The 15,669-nt window shown below is 45.4% G+C and carries 13 protein-coding genes and 5 tRNA genes; 7 read left to right on the top strand and 11 right to left on the bottom strand.

What is annotated here, in order from left to right:
- Positions 1-26: 26 nt before the first annotated feature.
- The 11 genes from glmS to M1D65_RS01090 form a co-directional block, all read right to left on the bottom strand.
- Positions 27-1,829 carry a glutamine--fructose-6-phosphate transaminase (isomerizing) gene (glmS, locus tag M1D65_RS01140; protein WP_015252962.1) on the bottom strand — a complete coding sequence of 601 codons (1,803 nt, stop codon included), beginning with the start codon at positions 1,827-1,829 and terminating at the stop codon, positions 27-29.
- A 433-nt stretch (positions 1,830-2,262) separates the two neighbouring features.
- The gene (gene glmM / locus M1D65_RS01135) at positions 2,263-3,609 is read right to left on the bottom strand and encodes a phosphoglucosamine mutase (RefSeq protein WP_326153903.1); all 1,347 of its coding nucleotides are present in this window, start codon (positions 3,607-3,609) and stop codon (positions 2,263-2,265) included.
- A gap of 18 nt (positions 3,610-3,627) precedes the next feature.
- The gene (cdaR, locus tag M1D65_RS01130) at positions 3,628-5,082 is read right to left on the bottom strand and encodes a CdaA regulatory protein CdaR (RefSeq protein ID WP_064672083.1); all 1,455 of its coding nucleotides are present in this window, start codon (positions 5,080-5,082) and stop codon (positions 3,628-3,630) included.
- Complete coding sequence (gene cdaA / locus M1D65_RS01125) at positions 5,075-5,896, bottom strand: diadenylate cyclase CdaA (protein WP_003223651.1); 822 nt, start codon at positions 5,894-5,896, stop codon at positions 5,075-5,077. Before cdaA ends, cdaR begins: the two co-directional genes overlap by 8 nt.
- A gap of 160 nt (positions 5,897-6,056) precedes the next feature.
- Complete coding sequence (gene rsiW, locus M1D65_RS01120; protein WP_029317269.1) at positions 6,057-6,683, bottom strand: anti-sigma-W factor RsiW; 627 nt, start codon at positions 6,681-6,683, stop codon at positions 6,057-6,059.
- 13 nt (positions 6,684-6,696) lie between these two features.
- Positions 6,697-7,260, bottom strand: coding sequence for an RNA polymerase sigma factor SigW (gene sigW / locus M1D65_RS01115; protein ID WP_003223646.1), 564 nt, complete (start codon positions 7,258-7,260; stop codon positions 6,697-6,699).
- 230 nt (positions 7,261-7,490) lie between these two features.
- Positions 7,491-7,562: transfer RNA gene (locus M1D65_RS01110), tRNA-Gln, on the bottom strand.
- 4 nt (positions 7,563-7,566) lie between these two features.
- Positions 7,567-7,651, bottom strand: a tRNA-Tyr gene (locus tag M1D65_RS01105).
- 22 nt (positions 7,652-7,673) lie between these two features.
- Positions 7,674-7,746, bottom strand: a tRNA-Thr gene (locus M1D65_RS01100).
- A 4-nt stretch (positions 7,747-7,750) separates the two neighbouring features.
- Positions 7,751-7,826: transfer RNA gene (locus tag M1D65_RS01095), tRNA-Val, on the bottom strand.
- 3 nt (positions 7,827-7,829) lie between these two features.
- Positions 7,830-7,904, bottom strand: a tRNA-Glu gene (locus tag M1D65_RS01090).
- A 179-nt stretch (positions 7,905-8,083) separates the two neighbouring features.
- Here M1D65_RS01090 and M1D65_RS01085 point away from each other — a divergent pair.
- The 7 genes from M1D65_RS01085 (at position 8,084) to nagZ (ending at position 15,659) form a co-directional block, all read left to right on the top strand.
- Complete coding sequence (locus tag M1D65_RS01085; RefSeq protein ID WP_021481932.1) at positions 8,084-8,539, top strand: DUF523 domain-containing protein; 456 nt, start codon at positions 8,084-8,086, stop codon at positions 8,537-8,539.
- A gap of 12 nt (positions 8,540-8,551) precedes the next feature.
- Positions 8,552-9,034, top strand: a complete 483-nt coding sequence (locus M1D65_RS01080; RefSeq protein ID WP_014475628.1) for a GNAT family N-acetyltransferase — start codon at positions 8,552-8,554, stop codon at positions 9,032-9,034.
- Positions 9,035-9,145: 111 nt separating this feature from the next.
- Positions 9,146-10,060: an N-acetylmuramic acid 6-phosphate etherase gene (gene murQ, locus M1D65_RS01075; RefSeq protein ID WP_041850631.1), complete on the top strand. Its 915-nt coding sequence runs from the start codon at positions 9,146-9,148 to the stop codon at positions 10,058-10,060.
- A gap of 16 nt (positions 10,061-10,076) precedes the next feature.
- Positions 10,077-10,928, top strand: a complete 852-nt coding sequence (locus M1D65_RS01070) for a MurR/RpiR family transcriptional regulator (RefSeq protein WP_041850630.1) — start codon at positions 10,077-10,079, stop codon at positions 10,926-10,928.
- Positions 10,929-10,953: 25 nt separating this feature from the next.
- Complete coding sequence (locus tag M1D65_RS01065) at positions 10,954-12,321, top strand: PTS transporter subunit EIIC (protein WP_014478646.1); 1,368 nt, start codon at positions 10,954-10,956, stop codon at positions 12,319-12,321.
- A gap of 56 nt (positions 12,322-12,377) precedes the next feature.
- Complete coding sequence (amiE, locus tag M1D65_RS01060) at positions 12,378-13,703, top strand: N-acetylmuramoyl-L-alanine amidase (protein WP_456270724.1); 1,326 nt, start codon at positions 12,378-12,380, stop codon at positions 13,701-13,703.
- Positions 13,704-13,730: 27 nt separating this feature from the next.
- Positions 13,731-15,659, top strand: coding sequence for a beta-N-acetylhexosaminidase (nagZ, locus tag M1D65_RS01055; RefSeq protein ID WP_085187800.1), 1,929 nt, complete (start codon positions 13,731-13,733; stop codon positions 15,657-15,659).
- Positions 15,660-15,669 lie beyond the last annotated feature (10 nt).

Raw genomic sequence — 15,669 nt, 5'->3', positions numbered from 1 at the left:
TCTTATCCAAAGGGGTTAAACATTTATTACTCCACAGTAACACTCTTCGCAAGGTTACGCGGTTTATCAACATCACAGCCGCGATGCAGTGCAGCATAGTAAGCGATCAGCTGCAATGGAACAACAGATACCAACGGAGCAAGCGCTGGATTTACTTCCGGCAGTACGAATCTGTCATCCGCATCGTCTAGGCCTTTTAGTGAGATGATGCATGTGTTTGCTCCGCGAGCGGCAACTTCTTTGACGTTTCCGCGGATGCTTAGGTTTACGTGCTCTTGAGTTGCCAGTGCGAATACTGGTGTTCCTTGTTCGATCAAGGCAATCGTTCCGTGCTTTAGCTCACCGCCGGCAAAACCTTCTGCCTGGATGTAAGAAATCTCTTTCAGCTTCAGTGCGCCTTCGACACATACGAAGTAGTCAAGGCCGCGTCCGATGAAGAAAGCATTTCTGGATACAGTCAGGTATTCACGGGCGATCATTTCCATTTCGTCTTTCTGGTCGCATAGAGCTTCCATTGCGTTTGCAGCGATACCGAGTTCTTTGACGAGGTCAAATCCGATATCGATGCCGTTTTTGTCAGCAGCCACAGAAGCAAGAACCGCAAGAACTGCGATTTGTGCAGTGTATGCTTTCGTTGACGCAACAGCGATCTCAGGGCCTGCATGAAGCAGCAATGTATAGTCAGCTTCACGAGAAAGCGTTGATCCAGGTACGTTTGTGATTGTCAGGGCTTTGTGTCCGAGCGCTTTGACTTGAACGAGAACTGCGCGGCTGTCTGCTGTTTCTCCGCTTTGAGAAAGGAAAATGAAGAGCGGTTTCTTAGACAGAAGCGGCATGTTGTAGGAGAATTCACTCGCTACATGCACTTCAACCGGTACGTTTGCCCACATTTCAATATATTGTTTACCGACAAGTCCTGCATGGTAGCTGGTTCCGCAGCCAATGATATAGATGCGGTCCGCTTCCGCTACAGCGGCAGCGATATCGCCAGGCACAGACAGCTTGCCGTTTTCATCTTGATACGTTTGGATGATTTTGCGCATAACAACAGGCTGCTCATCCGTTTCTTTCAACATGTAGTGAGGGTACGTGCCTTTTTCGATATCACTGGCATCAAGCTCAGCAATATAAGACGCACGTGTAATCACGTCACCATCAAGGTTTTTGATGACAACTTGGTCATCAGTGACGATAACCATTTCTTTATCCATCAGCTCAACATATTCGTTGGTTACTTGAAGCATCGCCATCGCATCAGATGCTACGACGTTGAATGTATCTCCAAGACCTACTAATAGAGGGCTTTTGTTTTTCGCTACAAAAATCGTTTCTCTGTTGTCGTTATCGAATAAAGCAATTGCATAAGAGCCTTTTAACAGTGTAAGTGTTTTGCGGAACGCTTCTTCTGTCTCAAGTCCTCCATTGACGAATTGCTCGATTACTTGAACGACTACTTCTGTATCGGTGTCACTTTTGAGCTCTACATCTTGCAAATACTCTTGCTTCAGCTGAACATAGTTCTCGATCACGCCGTTATGAACAAGTGTAAAGCGGCCCAGTGCGCTTTGATGCGGGTGAGCGTTCAGATAGCTTGGTTCGCCGTGTGTAGCCCAGCGAGTATGCCCAATTCCGGCTTTCGCTTCTACATTGGCATCCACAACTTCACGAAGATCTGCAATGCGTCCTTTTTCTTTGAACACATGGATTCCCTGTTCGTTGGCAACAGCAATACCAGCAGAGTCATAACCGCGATACTCAAGCTTTTCTAACCCTTTTAATAAAATTTCCTTCGCATCAAGCTGACCGATATAACCTACGATTCCACACATATTTTTCTTCCTCCTAAGATTGTAAAAGGAGACGAAGAAAGTCAAATTTCAAGGGGACTTTCAATCGTCCCCTCCTACATGTTTTTTGGAAGATCATGTGATTTCTCTTTGTTCAAGGAGTCACCCCCTTGGTTTGAAGAAATCCTTACGGCTGTGATCTGCATACTCAGCCGGGAGGCATCCGCCGAAAATTCGATAACCTCCATCCTCGTCAACTAAGCCTTTTTCCGGGCGCTTAGTTCGGGCGCTATAATTATAGGTAAAGCAATAATCCCGTCTTCTTTTCCTATTGAGAAAATAAGAACAAGACAAGCTTGATTTTACAACATGTGGCATAAACGGTCAATTGTTTTTTAAACAACTTTGCCGTATGTCTCACAATTATCTTATGTAAACCTCGCTTGTCTTGTTCACTCTCTGATAATAGACTTCGTTACTCTAATCCCATTTCTGACCGGACGACTTCAACAATGCGATTGACATACTCATCGCACAGCTCTTTCGTCTTCGCTTCAGCCATGACACGGACGAGCGGTTCAGTTCCTGAAGGGCGCACCAAAATCCGGCCGTCGCCGTTCATTTCTTTTTCAACTTCAGAAATAACTGCTTTTACTTTTTCATTTTCTTCAACTTTATATTTATCAGTCACTCTCACATTGACTAACAGCTGCGGGAACTTCTGCATTTCAGCTGCAAGCTCTGACAGCGGCTTGCCTGTGGCTTTCAAAGTGTTCATCAGCATAATAGCAGACAATAATCCGTCCCCTGTCGTGTTGTAATCAAGGAAAATAAGATGTCCTGACTGCTCTCCGCCGACGTTGTAGCCGTCTTTTTTCATTGCTTCTACTACGTAGCGGTCGCCGACAGCTGTCTGTACGCTTTTGATGCCTTCTTTTTCGAGCGCCTTATAGAAGCCGAGGTTGCTCATCACGGTTGAAACCACTGTATCATCCTTTAAACGGCCCTCTGATTTCAGGTGTTTTGAGCATATGTACATGATTTGGTCGCCGTCTACAATATTTCCTTTTTCATCTACAGCAATCAGGCGGTCGCCGTCACCGTCGAACGCAAGACCGAGATCCGCGTTTTTCTCTTTGACAAACGCGCTGAGCGCTTGGGGATGAGTCGAACCGACGCCGTCATTAATGTTTAATCCGTTCGGGGAAGTCCCCATTGTAGAAACATCTGCATCTAAATCAGCAAACAGGTGTGTCGCCAAGGATGACGTTGCGCCATGGGCACAGTCCAATGCCACATGAATGCCTGTGAAATCTTCATCAGCTGTCTGTTTTAAGAATTGCAGATATTTTTGTCCGCCTTCAAAATAATCGTTTACAAGTCCAAGGTCTGCTCCGACAGGTCTTGGCAGCTTATCCTCAGGTTCGTCCATCAGGCGCTCAATTTCAGCCTCCTGTTCATCAGAAAGCTTAAATCCATCTCCCCCAAAGAATTTGATGCCGTTATCCTGCACTGGGTTATGAGAAGCGGAAATCATGACGCCCGCCTCTGCATCCATCGCTTTTGTCAAATAAGATACACCTGGTGTAGAAATGACACCCAGGCGCATGACTTCTGCGCCAATGGATAAAAGTCCGGCGACAAGGGCTCCCTCCAGCATATGGCCGGAGATGCGTGTATCGCGGCCTATCAGCACTTTTGGACGTTGTTTGTCTTTTGTCAGCACATAACCGCCGAAACGTCCGACTTTAAAGGCCAGCTCAGGTGTAAGCTCACTATTGGCGACACCTCTTACACCGTCTGTTCCAAAATACTTGCCCATTTTATAATCGCTCCTTTTTTATTCCGATGAGGATTGTGAATTAGCAGTGGATTCATCCTCATCCTGATCTTGGTTTTGATCTTTATTTTCGTCTTGGTTTTGATCGTTGCTGTTTTTATCAGTGTTCTTTGTATCTTCTTGCTGATTGTTCTTTTGATCATTTGTTTGTTTATCTGTGTCACCCTGGTTCCCTGATGTATTGCTGCTGTTATCATTCGTTGAAGTATTGCTTTTCTTAGACGTCAGCTTGATTTTGGCGTTTTTCCGCCCCAAGGACCAGGTTACATTCTGTGGCCCGTTCACTTCAAGCTTCACGCTATGCTCCCCGTCCTCTAAATCTGAAACATTCACATACAATTCAATATCTGATTTTTTCAGTTTTTTTATATTCGTGGGAGAGCCTTTAGCCGTTACATCTATCGCTTGTGATTCAGGATCAAGAAATTCAATGTTTTGTGAGCTGCTCAGCCCTACAGTCTTGATAGGGACATTCTCGAACTTCTGATCCGCTTCACTATCGACTTCTATATGCAAAGTCACCTTTGACGGTGAGATTTTTTTGACACCGTCAGGAAGCGGAATATCTGCCTCGATATCGGAATCCTTGTTAATTTTACTTAAATCTAAGCTGACGCCGTCAATAAATTCAAGAGAATCCAACACATCCTGTGAGCCGTAAACCGTTACCTCACTGGGGCTGGATTCAATATTGGCTATGCTGACACCGTCAGGAAGGCTTCCTGTCCGTTCAATTTTAAAGGGCACTTTTTTACTCGGGCTTGTCACCGGAACGGTAATCTTGATGACCGAGGGCTCCACGTCGACAGGAAGCGCGTTTCCGTCTTTATCATAGACAGTCACTTTCGCTTCCTTTTCAATCGTTTCATCTGCGTTTTCCAAATTCACTGAAGCTTTTACAAGAGAAATATTATCGATGACATTTTTCGATCCGGTAATCTGCACATTTTTCGGACTGACAATCGGCTGCTCCGGAGAATAGCCTTTTTTCATCTTGCTTTTGTTGTAGTACTCCACTTCTACGGGAAAACTTTTGGTCGTCCGTTCCTGAATGGTCACTGTCGTAACAGACGGATTAATTGAGATTGTCAGCCCATCCGACACGTTTTTGGCCTTAAGCTCAACCTTATGTGTGCCGGTTTTCAAATGTTCCATATCAGCATATATTTCAAAGTTTTTGGTCTGCCGAGCCTTTTTCACGGCGCTTGTCGAGCCTTTTATCGTGACATTAACCGTTTGCGGAACACCCGTCACGACGTAATTTTCATCATCATAATACGCTTTAACCGGAATATCAGTCAGAGTTGCTTCATCAGTTGTTGATGTCGGAAAGAAAGATTCACCCGGTTTTTTCGGAGTCGGTGCTTGGTTGCTGTTAACCGCTACATAAAGCAAGAGCGCGAAAAGCAGAGCAATGATTTTCACAGCCCAGCGGTTGTTTAAGAATTTATCCATTTTTCTTGCCCCTCCAATACCAGCGGTTAGAAGAAGTGTCTCTGGTGTTTTTCTTAAACTCGGCTTCAAGCATTTCTTTCAGCGCTTCTTCTGTAAGCTCTCTGTGAAGGTCGCCGTTCTTTGCCACACTGACGCCGCCGGTCTCTTCAGACACAATAATCGTCAAACTGTCTGTTACTTCACTGATACCGACAGCTGCTCTGTGCCGCGTGCCCAGTTCTTTTGAAATAAACGGGCTCTCAGAAAGCGGCAGATAACAGGCGGCCGCGGCAATTTCATTATTTTTCATAATCACCGCACCGTCATGAAGCGGGGTGTTTGGGATAAAAATATTGATCAGCAGCTCAGAGCTGACTTTGGCATTCAGTGGTATGCCGGTCTCAATATAATCCCCCATTCCAGTATCCCGCTCAATGGTCAGCAGGGCGCCTATACGGCGTTTCGCCATATAATTGATCGCTTTTGTAATGGCCTCAATCGTTTTCTGCTGCGCTTCTTCAACAGGCGTGCCGCTCCTCGAAAAAAAGCGGCCGCGGCCTAGCTGTTCAAGCGCTCTTCTCAGCTCAGGCTGAAAAATAATAATAATTGCTAAAAATCCCCATGTTATCGCTTGGTCCATCAGCCATTGAAGTGTGCTGAGGCCCAAATATTGGCTGGCCATACGAACAAGCACGATGACTACAATTCCTTTTAACAGCTGAACCGCTTTCGTGCCGCGTATCACCATAATCAATTTATATATCACATACCAAACAAGGAGAATATCAACGGCATTGCCGAGGTACTGCAAAAAAGGGATATCCTCAAAAGCCATTTCCTCGTCCTCCAAGATTTCAGTCATTTCGTATTTTGTGTTTTACGTGTTACGCATATGTACTTTACATAGCGAGCCCATTATACCACATTTCGATTTAGCAAGTGAAATGTGCCAGCCCTCTCAGCCCGCAAAAAAAGAGCAAAGCGGCTAACGCGCTTTACTCTTCTCCGTTCGGACTGAATGCATCGAGTACACTTTTCCCCGCAGACTTCATCTTGTACCATGTCCAATCGAATAATTGATTGATTTCTTCAATCTGACCGGTGACTTGTCCAGCAGAGGCCATATATTTTTCTCCGTTTACGACGGTTACATCCCCGTCTATTTTGCCTTTAATAATCAGCTTGCCGTTTTTGACAGTGACATCACCTTTGACCGTCTCACCTTCTGGCACGGTCACAGTATGGTTATGAACCACAAGATTCGGCTGCTTGGACACGCTGAAATTGTGGTCATTATGCCAGCTGTTAAAAAAACCCCCGCCCATCAAAATGATGAATACCGCAGCAGCTGCGATAACGGGATGGGATCTGAACCATCTTTTTACAGAAGCTCTTTTCTTCTCCTTAGGCAATTTTGCCATGACATTAGCGGTAAAATCCGCGGGGGCTTCGACATGCGATGTGCTCCGTACGAGCGCTATGGATTTCTCCATCTCGTAAAAATGCTTTCTGCATTTCTCGCATGTCTCCAGATGTTCATTTAATACGTGTTCATCTTTTGGAAGGATATCTCCATCAAGATGCATATGCATAAGCTGCACAATTTGTTCAGGACAGCTCATTTCATCACCCCACTTAAAGATCCCTTAATTGTTTTCTAAGAGCCTCTCTGCCTCTGTGAATCCGCGTTTTCACAGTCCCCACAGGAATGTTTAGAATCTCCCCGATTTCAATTAATGAGAGTTCGTCAATATACTTTAATACGATGACTGTTCTGTATTTGTCAGGAAGCTTTAAAATTTTCTGCTGTATCGTGTTTGAGAGCTCCAGCGACACAACTGCATCTTCAGGCAAAACACCATCTGCGGCGATTTGAGAATACATGGTCAAGCCTTCCGTACCAGCCACCTCTGCATCGAGGTAATAATCCGGCTTCTTTTTGCGAATGCGGTCAATGGTCAAATTGGTCGCGATTCGATAAAGCCAAGTTGAAAATTTCCGGTTAATATCAAAACTGTCGATATTAACGTACGCTCTGATGAAAGCTTCCTGTGCAATATCCTCCGCCTCATGCACATTGCCAAGCATACGGTAGCAAAGCTGATAAATTTTATCTTTGTAAATATCTACGATGTCCGCAAATGCATCCTGGTCGCCTTTTTTGACTTGTTTAATTCTTTTTTTAATCATCATTTCCATATTTATCTAACCTCTGCCTTCACCGGTCTGTATGTATACGAGCTTCGTTTCAAAAGGTTTCAATTTTTTTATAAAATAAGTTTATCAAATTTTTGGCAGGGTGTAGATGGTAATTCGTGAATAAACTACCTTAACATATTTTTAAAATTATTATACAGACTGAACAGTTAGAAGTTGGAATGATTTTTCCGAAAAGAAAAAAGACACCTTTTGATCAAAGGTGTCTGTGACTGGGCTAGCTGGATTCGAACCAACGCATGACGGAGTCAAAGTCCGTTGCCTTACCGCTTGGCTATAGCCCAATAATGGTGGAGGGGGGCAGATTCGAACTGCCGAACCCTGAGGGAGCGGATTTACAGTCCGCCGCGTTTAGCCACTTCGCTACCCCTCCACATAAAATTTTGAAAAAACAGTGCCGGCAAGAGGACTTGAACCCCCAACCTACTGATTACAAGTCAGTTGCTCTACCAATTGAGCTACACCGGCAAGATGGTGGAGGATGACGGGCTCGAACCGCCGACCCTCTGCTTGTAAGGCAGATGCTCTCCCAGCTGAGCTAATCCTCCAAATGGTGACCCGTACGGGATTCGAACCCGTGTTACCGCCGTGAAAGGGCGGTGTCTTAACCGCTTGACCAACGGGCCGTTGTGTTCTCGTCGAGCTGACAAAAGTTATTATATACAGGTCACCCCCTGTTTGTAAAGAGAAAAATTAAATTTTTTATTTTCAAACTTTTTAACTCCTTTTTTAACTGAAAAAGCCTCCCAACTAAAGCCATTTATTTTATGATAGAGACAAGCAAAGCAAGAGAGGAGAACCTAATATGATTCTAGTCAGTTCTTGCCTTGGAGGCATTGAATGCAGATATAACGGCTCTCACGCAGCGTCGGAGAAAATCAGAAAACTCGTCGATGAAAAGAAAGCAGTCATGGCTTGCCCTGAACTTCTCGGCGGCTTCTCTACCCCACGCGAACCCGCAGAAATCATAGGAGGCACCGGCGAGGATGTCCTCAATGGAACAGCGAAAATCGTGACAGCTTCAGGAGAAGACGTCACAGAACTATATATGGAAGGCGCCGCGAAAACATTGGCTTACGCAAAAGAAATCAACGCTTCTGCCGTCATATTAAAAGAAAACAGTCCATCTTGCGGAAGCGGTTTTATCTATAACGGCACATTCTCTGGCAAAAAAATCACCGGCAGCGGAGTAACCGCCGCACTGTTAAAACAAGCGGGCTACCGCGTCATTTCGGAAAACGAGCTTGACGACATATTGTAAGGAGGCCACCACATGACTCAAGACATTTCTTTATCCTTCTATAAGCCTGAACACTTGCCCGAGCTTCAATCATTCACGCTCACCAACGATGACAAACGCTTTACCTCCCTCCCGAAAGAGGTGCTGTCTCAGGCTCTGGGCATACAGGACCGATACCCGGTTGTCATCTTAAAAGACGACCTTCCAGTCGGTTTTTTCATTTTACATGCATCAAAAGAAACGCTTGCTTCCTATTCTAACAATCCATTTGCTTTACTGCTCAGCTCCCTGTCTTTAAACGCTGTGCATCACGGAAAAGGCTATGCGAAAAAAGCCATGCTTTTGCTTCCCGCTTTTGTGAGCGGATATTTTCCATGGTGCGACGAAATCATCTTGGCCGTCAATCATCTGAACATACGCGCAAAACACCTTTATATGAAAAGCGGGTTCCTTGATAAAGGACGGCGAAGAATCGGGCCGCTTGGAGAACAGTTGATCCTTCATCATTTCTTATAGTCTCTTAAGTGAAATAAAATTTCAAAAATTTAAAAACATAGTTGAAATATCATAACAGAAATGAATATACTGAATATTGAGATATATCATTTTAAAACAGGGGGCATCCTCATGTCAGAACCATTAAACCTTCACCGTCTCACAACGGAATCACGCAATAGCCAAACAGTTGAAATCCACAAAGCAAACACTCTTGGCATCCTCAAAATGATCAACAACGAAGATATGAAAGTCGCTGCAGCCGTTCAGGAGGTTCTCCCCGACATCAAAACAGCTGTAGACTGCGCATATGAATCGTTTCAAAATGGAGGCCGGCTCATATATACAGGCGCCGGCACAAGCGGCAGACTCGGCGTCATGGATGCTGTTGAATGTCCTCCTACCTACAGCGTAAGCCCTGATCAGGTCATCGGAATCATGGCTGGAGGCCCCAAAGCCTTTTTACAGGCAGCAGAGGGCATTGAAGACAGTGAAGAAGCAGGAGCTGAAGATTTAAGAAACATACAGCTCACTTCAAATGACACCGTCATTGCCATCGCAGCAAGCGGCCGCACACCGTACGCCGCAGGCGCCCTAAGATACGCCCGAAAAGTCGGAGCACACACCATCGCCCTTACTTGCAATGAAAACTCCGCCATCAGCAAGGATGCGGATCACAGTATTGAGGTTGTCGTCGGACCTGAGGCCATTACAGGATCAACACGTATGAAAGCCGCAACCGCTCATAAAATGATTCTAAACATGATATCTACCGCTGTAATGGTCAAAATCGGCAAGGTTTACGAAAACTTGATGGTAGACGTCAACGTCAGCAACAAAAAACTAAAAGAACGCGCCATCAGCATCATCCAAAGCCTTACAAACGCTTCATACGACACAGCAAGATACACTCTGGAACAAGCCGATCATCACGTCAAAACAGCAATCGTCATGCTCAAAACAAGCACAGATCAGAAACAAGCACAGACATTACTCGATGAAGCAAACGGTTTCATTGACAAAGCAATCGAACATTACCATCCATGATAAGGAGAGAACTAGAATGGCCACAGGCGGTTTAGCGATCATCCAATCAATGAAGCATAAGCTCCCTCCATCCGAGCGCAAACTTGCAGATTATATCCTAGCCCATCCCCACAAAGCAATCGAAAGCACGGTCAACGAAATCAGCGCCTTAGCCAATTCAAGTGACGCTGCCGTCATCAGGCTCTGCAAATCACTCGGTTTAAAAGGATTTCAAGATTTAAAAATGAGAGTAGCAGGCGATCTGGTAAAGCCTACGTTTCAGGGCTACCGGGATATTGTTCCCCACGAGCCGCTGCCCTCCATTTCCGAAAAAACGGCCGGCAATGCCATTCAAGCCATTCAGGATACTTCAGACCTGATGGACTACAAAGAGCTTGAACGAGCGGTTTCTCTGCTTCTCAAAGCTCATACCGTGCATTTTATCGGCCTCGGGGCTTCCGGCATTGTCGCCAAGGACGCCCAGCAAAAGTGGCTTCGCATTCATAAACAAGCAACCGCGTTTACAGACACTCATCTTGTGGCATCTTTAATCGCAAATGCAGATAAAGACGACATCGTATTCGCCATTTCGTTTTCAGGAGAGACACAAGAAATCGTTGAACTGTTCGCCATGGCTAAGGAAAAAGGCATCACAACGATCAGCCTCACACAATTCAGTCAGACATCCGTCTCCGCACTGGCTGATGTCCCTTTGTATACAGCCCATTCCAATGAAGCCTTGATTCGAAGTGCAGCCACTTCTTCCCGCCTCGCCCAGCTTTTTATAATTGATGTTTTGTTTTTAGGCATGGCGGCTGAGCAGTATGAAACGACAACCGGTTATATCGATAAAACGAGAGCAGCCATACAATCTATGAGAATAAAATAAGGCATCTTGAAGGGGAGGGGTTTTAATGAGCAAAGAAAATAACTACCATCATCTCGCACAGAAAATCCTTGAGCTATGCGGAGGAAAATCCAATATTTCTTCATATACGCATTGCATGACACGCCTGCGCATTACGCCTTACGATGAAAGCAAAGCAGATGCTCAGGGTTTAAGAAAGCTTGACGGCGTATTGGGGGTCGTTGAAGCTGAAACCTTACAAATTATCCTCGGCACAGGAGTTGTCAATCATGTTACAGCTGCTTTCTCAAAGCTCGTGTCAGCAGAAGAAGGTGCCGATGTCAAAGAAGCAGCGGCCAAAAAGAAAGCCGATATCAATCGAAAAAACGCCACTCCTTTTAAACTTTTCTTACGTAAAATTGCCAGCATTTTTATCCCTCTTATTCCCGCTCTAGTCGCTTCCGGTTTAATTACTGGGATTACCAAAGCAATTATTCAAGCAGGCTGGCTCTCTGCAGACTCACAAATTGCGGTTATCCTGACAGTCATCGGATCAGGGCTGTTCACTTATCTCGGCATTCTCGTCGGTATTAACGCTTCGAAAGAATTTGGCGGGACACCCGCACTTGGGGCTTTAGCCGGGATCTTGATTATCAATCCGGAGATCGCAAAAATCAGTTTATTTGGAGAAGAGCTTCTCCCGGGCAGGGGAGGTCTGATCGGCGTCCTTTTCGCAGCCATATTCATTGCTTACACCGAACAATTTATTCGCCGTTTTATTCCTCAATCACTCGATATCATTGTCACACCCACCGTTTCACTGTTAATCACCGGAATCGTAACGTATGTCGTATTTATGCCTTTAGGCGGATTCATTTCTGATGCTATTACATCCGGCCTACTGTCCATCCTGGACATCGGCGGCATCGCTGCGGGCTTTATTCTGGGCGCAACCTTCCTTCCTCTCGTCGTAACCGGACTGCATCAAGGCTTGACGCCTGTGCACATGGAACTGATCAATTCAATTGGCAATGATCCTCTGCTCCCTATTTTGGCTATGGGAGGTGCAGGACAGGTAGGCGCGGCCTTTGCCGTTTTCGTGAAGACGAAAAAAACAACACTGAGGAAAGCAATCGCCGGCGGGCTTCCATCGGGACTGCTCGGCATTGGTGAACCGCTTATTTTCGGAGTCACGCTGCCGCTTGGCCGTCCGTTTTTAACAGCATGTTTAGGAGCTGGAATCGGCGGCGCCTTTCAAGCTTATTTTCAAGTAGCCACCATTGCGATTGGTGTCTCCGGACTGCCGCTTTCCTTTCTAGTCCTGCCTTCGCAAATCATCCTGTATATCGTTGGGCTCTTTATTTCCTACGCGGCCGGCTTTTTATTGACCTATGCATTCGGATATAAAGATGAAATGGCTTCTCAGTTCGATTAAATTGTTTCTGTATTAGGGATAGTAAACGGGATAGAAGCACAGAAAGGGGCTAGCCTGTGAAAACAAAGACACTGTTCATATTCAGTGCCATTTTAACCCTATCGATATTTGCGCCAAATGAAACCTTCGCACAAACAGCAGACAACTTGATTGAGTCGAAAACCATAAATGCAGAAACTGCACAATTCTCGACGAAGAAGCTAAGGAAGGTAGATCAGATGATAGAACGGGATATTGCAGCAGGATTTCCAGGCGCCGTTCTTGTGGTGGTGAAGGATGGACGCATTATAAAAAAAGCAGCATACGGCTACAGTAAAAAGTACGAAGGGTCAGAACTGCTGCGCCGTCCGGCCAAAATGAAAACCCGCACGATGTTTGACTTAGCCTCAAATACAAAAATGTACGCAACAAATTTTGCATTGCAGCGCTTAGTCAGCCAAGGAAAACTTGACGTCTATGAAAAAGTTTCTGCATATTTGCCGGGTTTCAAGGATCAGCCGGGTGACCTCATAAAAGGAAAAGACAAGATACGTGTCATCGATGTCCTCCAGTACCAATCAGGGCTCCCATCAAGCTTTTACTTTTACACGCCGGAAAAAGCCGGCAAGTACTATTCCCAGGAACGGGACAAAACGATTGAATATTTGACGAAAATTCCGCTCGATTACCAAACTGGGACAAAGCACGTATACAGTGACATTGGATATATGCTACTCGGATGTATTGTCGAAAAACTCACCGGCAAACCGCTTGATGTCTACACGGAGCAAGAGCTCTACAAACCGCTCAGGCTGAAGCATACCTTGTACAATCCGCTGCAAAAGGGCTTTAAACCGAAACAGTTCGCAGCTACTGAACGCATGGGCAATACACGTGACGGCGTTATTCAATTCCCTAACATCCGCACAAACACGCTGCAAGGAGAGGTGCATGACGAAAAAGCGTTTTACTCAATGGATGGCGTGTCTGGGCATGCCGGATTGTTCTCAAATGCAGATGATATGGCCATACTGCTGCAAGTCATGTTAAACAAAGGTTCATACCGAAACATTTCTTTATTTGATCAGAAAACAGCCGACCTGTTTAAAGCACCTTCAGCAACAGACCCGACATTCGCTCTTGGCTGGAGGCGGAACGGAAGTAAAAGCATGGAATGGATGTTTGGCCCTCATGCCAGTGAAAATGCTTACGGGCATACCGGCTGGACAGGGACAGTTACAATTATTGATCCAGCATACAATTTAGGCATCGCATTGTTAACAAATAAAAAGCATACACCAGTTATTGATCCGGAAGAAAATCCAAACGTCTTTGAGGGTGATCAATTTGCAACAGGCAGTTATGGAAGTGTCATAACCGCGATTTATGAAGCGATGGAGTGAATGATTAGACGATAGGAGGAAGTTTCTATGAGACCTGTCTTTCCGCTTATCCTTTCAGCCGTTCTCTTTCTTTCATGCTTTTTCGGGGCCAGACAGACAGAAGCCTCTGCATCCAAACGTTCAATCGATGCCAATCAGATTGTCAATCGTATGTCGTTAGATGAAAAACTCGGCCAGATGCTGATGCCTGATTTTAGAAATTGGCAAAAGGAAGGCGAGTCCTCTCCGCAAGCCCTTACAGAAATGAATGATGAAGTCGCCAGCCTCGTCAAGAAATATCAATTCGGAGGCATCATCCTTTTTGCAGAAAATGTAAAAACAACAAAACAAACTGTCCAACTGACAGACGATTACCAAAAGGCAAGTCCAAAAATCCCGCTCATGCTGAGTATTGATCAGGAAGGCGGCATTGTAACGAGGTTAGGGGAGGGCACTAATTTCCCAGGGAATATGGCGCTGGGCGCAGCCAGAAGCAGAATCAATGCGTATCAGACCGGCAGCATCATCGGGAAAGAGCTCTCTGCCTTAGGCATCAATACAGATTTCAGCCCTGTCGTGGACATTAACAATAATCCCGATAATCCTGTAATCGGCGTACGGTCATTCAGCTCCAATCGAGAACTGACATCACGTCTCGGTTTATACACGATGAAAGGGTTGCAGCGGCAGGATATCGCGTCTGCCCTCAAACATTTCCCGGGACATGGAGACACGGACGTTGACAGCCATTATGGACTGCCGCTCGTCTCCCATGGCCAAGAACGGCTTCGTGAGGTCGAGCTTTATCCTTTTCAAAAAGCAATTGATGCTGGTGCTGATATGGTGATGACAGCCCATGTTCAGTTTCCCGCCTTTGATGACACCACTTACAAAAGCAAACTCGATGGATCGGACATTCTGGTTCCAGCTACACTTTCAAAAAAAGTGATGACAGGTCTTCTTCGTCAGGAAATGGGCTTTAATGGTGTGATCGTTACCGATGCACTCAATATGAAGGCAATCGCAGATCATTTCGGACAGGAAGAGGCTGTGGTCATGGCCGTAAAAGCTGGTGTCGATATTGCATTAATGCCAGCCTCAGTCACTTCAATGAAAGAAGAACAGAAATTCGCACGTGTTATTCAAGCTTTGAAAGAAGCCGTAAAAAACGGGGATATCCCTGAACAACAAATCAACAAATCAGTTGAAAGAATCATTTCCCTGAAAATAAAACGCGGCATGTATCCAGCGCGAAATGACGACAGTACAAACGAAAAAATAGCCAAAGCCCAAAAAATCGTAGGAAGCAAGCGTCACCTCAAAGCAGAGAAAAAAATAGCTGAAAAAGCAGTGACCGTATTAAAAAATGAACAGCACACTTTGCCGTTCAAGCCTAAAAAAGGCAGCCACATCTTAATTGTTGCACCTTACGAAGAACAAACTGCTTCAATCGAACAAACCATTCACGATCTCATCAAGCGAAAGAAAATCAAACCCGTATCTGTCGACAAAATGAATTTTGCCAACCAAGTATTTAATGCCGAGCATGCAAAACAAGTAAAAAAGGCTGATTATATCATAACCGGCTCCTATGTCGTCAAAAATGACCCTGTCGTCAACGACGGTGTCATCGACGACACAATATCAGATTCAAGCAAATGGGCCACCGTGTTTCCGAGAGCTGTCATGAAAGCCGCACTGCAGCACAACAAACCATTTGTCTTAATGAGCCTGCGCAACCCCTATGATGCAGCCAATTTCGAAGAAGCAAAGGCACTGATTGCAGTCTATGGCTTTAAAGGATACGCAAATGGCCGTTATCTTCAACCTAATATTCCGGCCGGAGTGATGGCGATTTTCGGCCAGGCAAAACCTAAAGGCACACTTCCAGTTGACATCCCATCAGTCACGAACCCGGGGGACACCCTTTATCCATATGGCTACGGATTAAATATCAAAACGGGAAAACCGCTTTAATAAGGAGGGA

Source organism: Bacillus sp. JZ39 (assembly GCF_053903145.1).
The sequence above is the reverse complement of the archived record's forward strand: the minus strand, read 5'-3'. Positions and strand labels throughout refer to the sequence as shown.

Coding starts and splice junctions, on each gene's coding strand:
- glmM (WP_326153903.1), bottom strand. CDS start 3,609: ATGGGCAAGTATTTTGGAACAGACGGTGTAAGAGGTGTCGCCAATAGT.
- M1D65_RS01085 (WP_021481932.1), top strand. CDS start 8,084: ATGATTCTAGTCAGTTCTTGCCTTGGAGGCATTGAATGCAGATATAAC.
- cdaR (WP_064672083.1), bottom strand. CDS start 5,082: ATGGATAAATTCTTAAACAACCGCTGGGCTGTGAAAATCATTGCTCTG.
- cdaA (WP_003223651.1), bottom strand. CDS start 5,896: ATGGCTTTTGAGGATATCCCTTTTTTGCAGTACCTCGGCAATGCCGTT.
- glmS (WP_015252962.1), bottom strand. CDS start 1,829: ATGTGTGGAATCGTAGGTTATATCGGTCAGCTTGATGCGAAGGAAATT.
- sigW (WP_003223646.1), bottom strand. CDS start 7,260: ATGGAAATGATGATTAAAAAAAGAATTAAACAAGTCAAAAAAGGCGAC.
- M1D65_RS01065 (WP_014478646.1), top strand. CDS start 10,954: ATGAGCAAAGAAAATAACTACCATCATCTCGCACAGAAAATCCTTGAG.
- murQ (WP_041850631.1), top strand. CDS start 9,146: ATGTCAGAACCATTAAACCTTCACCGTCTCACAACGGAATCACGCAAT.
- nagZ (WP_085187800.1), top strand. CDS start 13,731: ATGAGACCTGTCTTTCCGCTTATCCTTTCAGCCGTTCTCTTTCTTTCA.
- M1D65_RS01080 (WP_014475628.1), top strand. CDS start 8,552: ATGACTCAAGACATTTCTTTATCCTTCTATAAGCCTGAACACTTGCCC.
- rsiW (WP_029317269.1), bottom strand. CDS start 6,683: ATGAGCTGTCCTGAACAAATTGTGCAGCTTATGCATATGCATCTTGAT.
- M1D65_RS01070 (WP_041850630.1), top strand. CDS start 10,077: ATGGCCACAGGCGGTTTAGCGATCATCCAATCAATGAAGCATAAGCTC.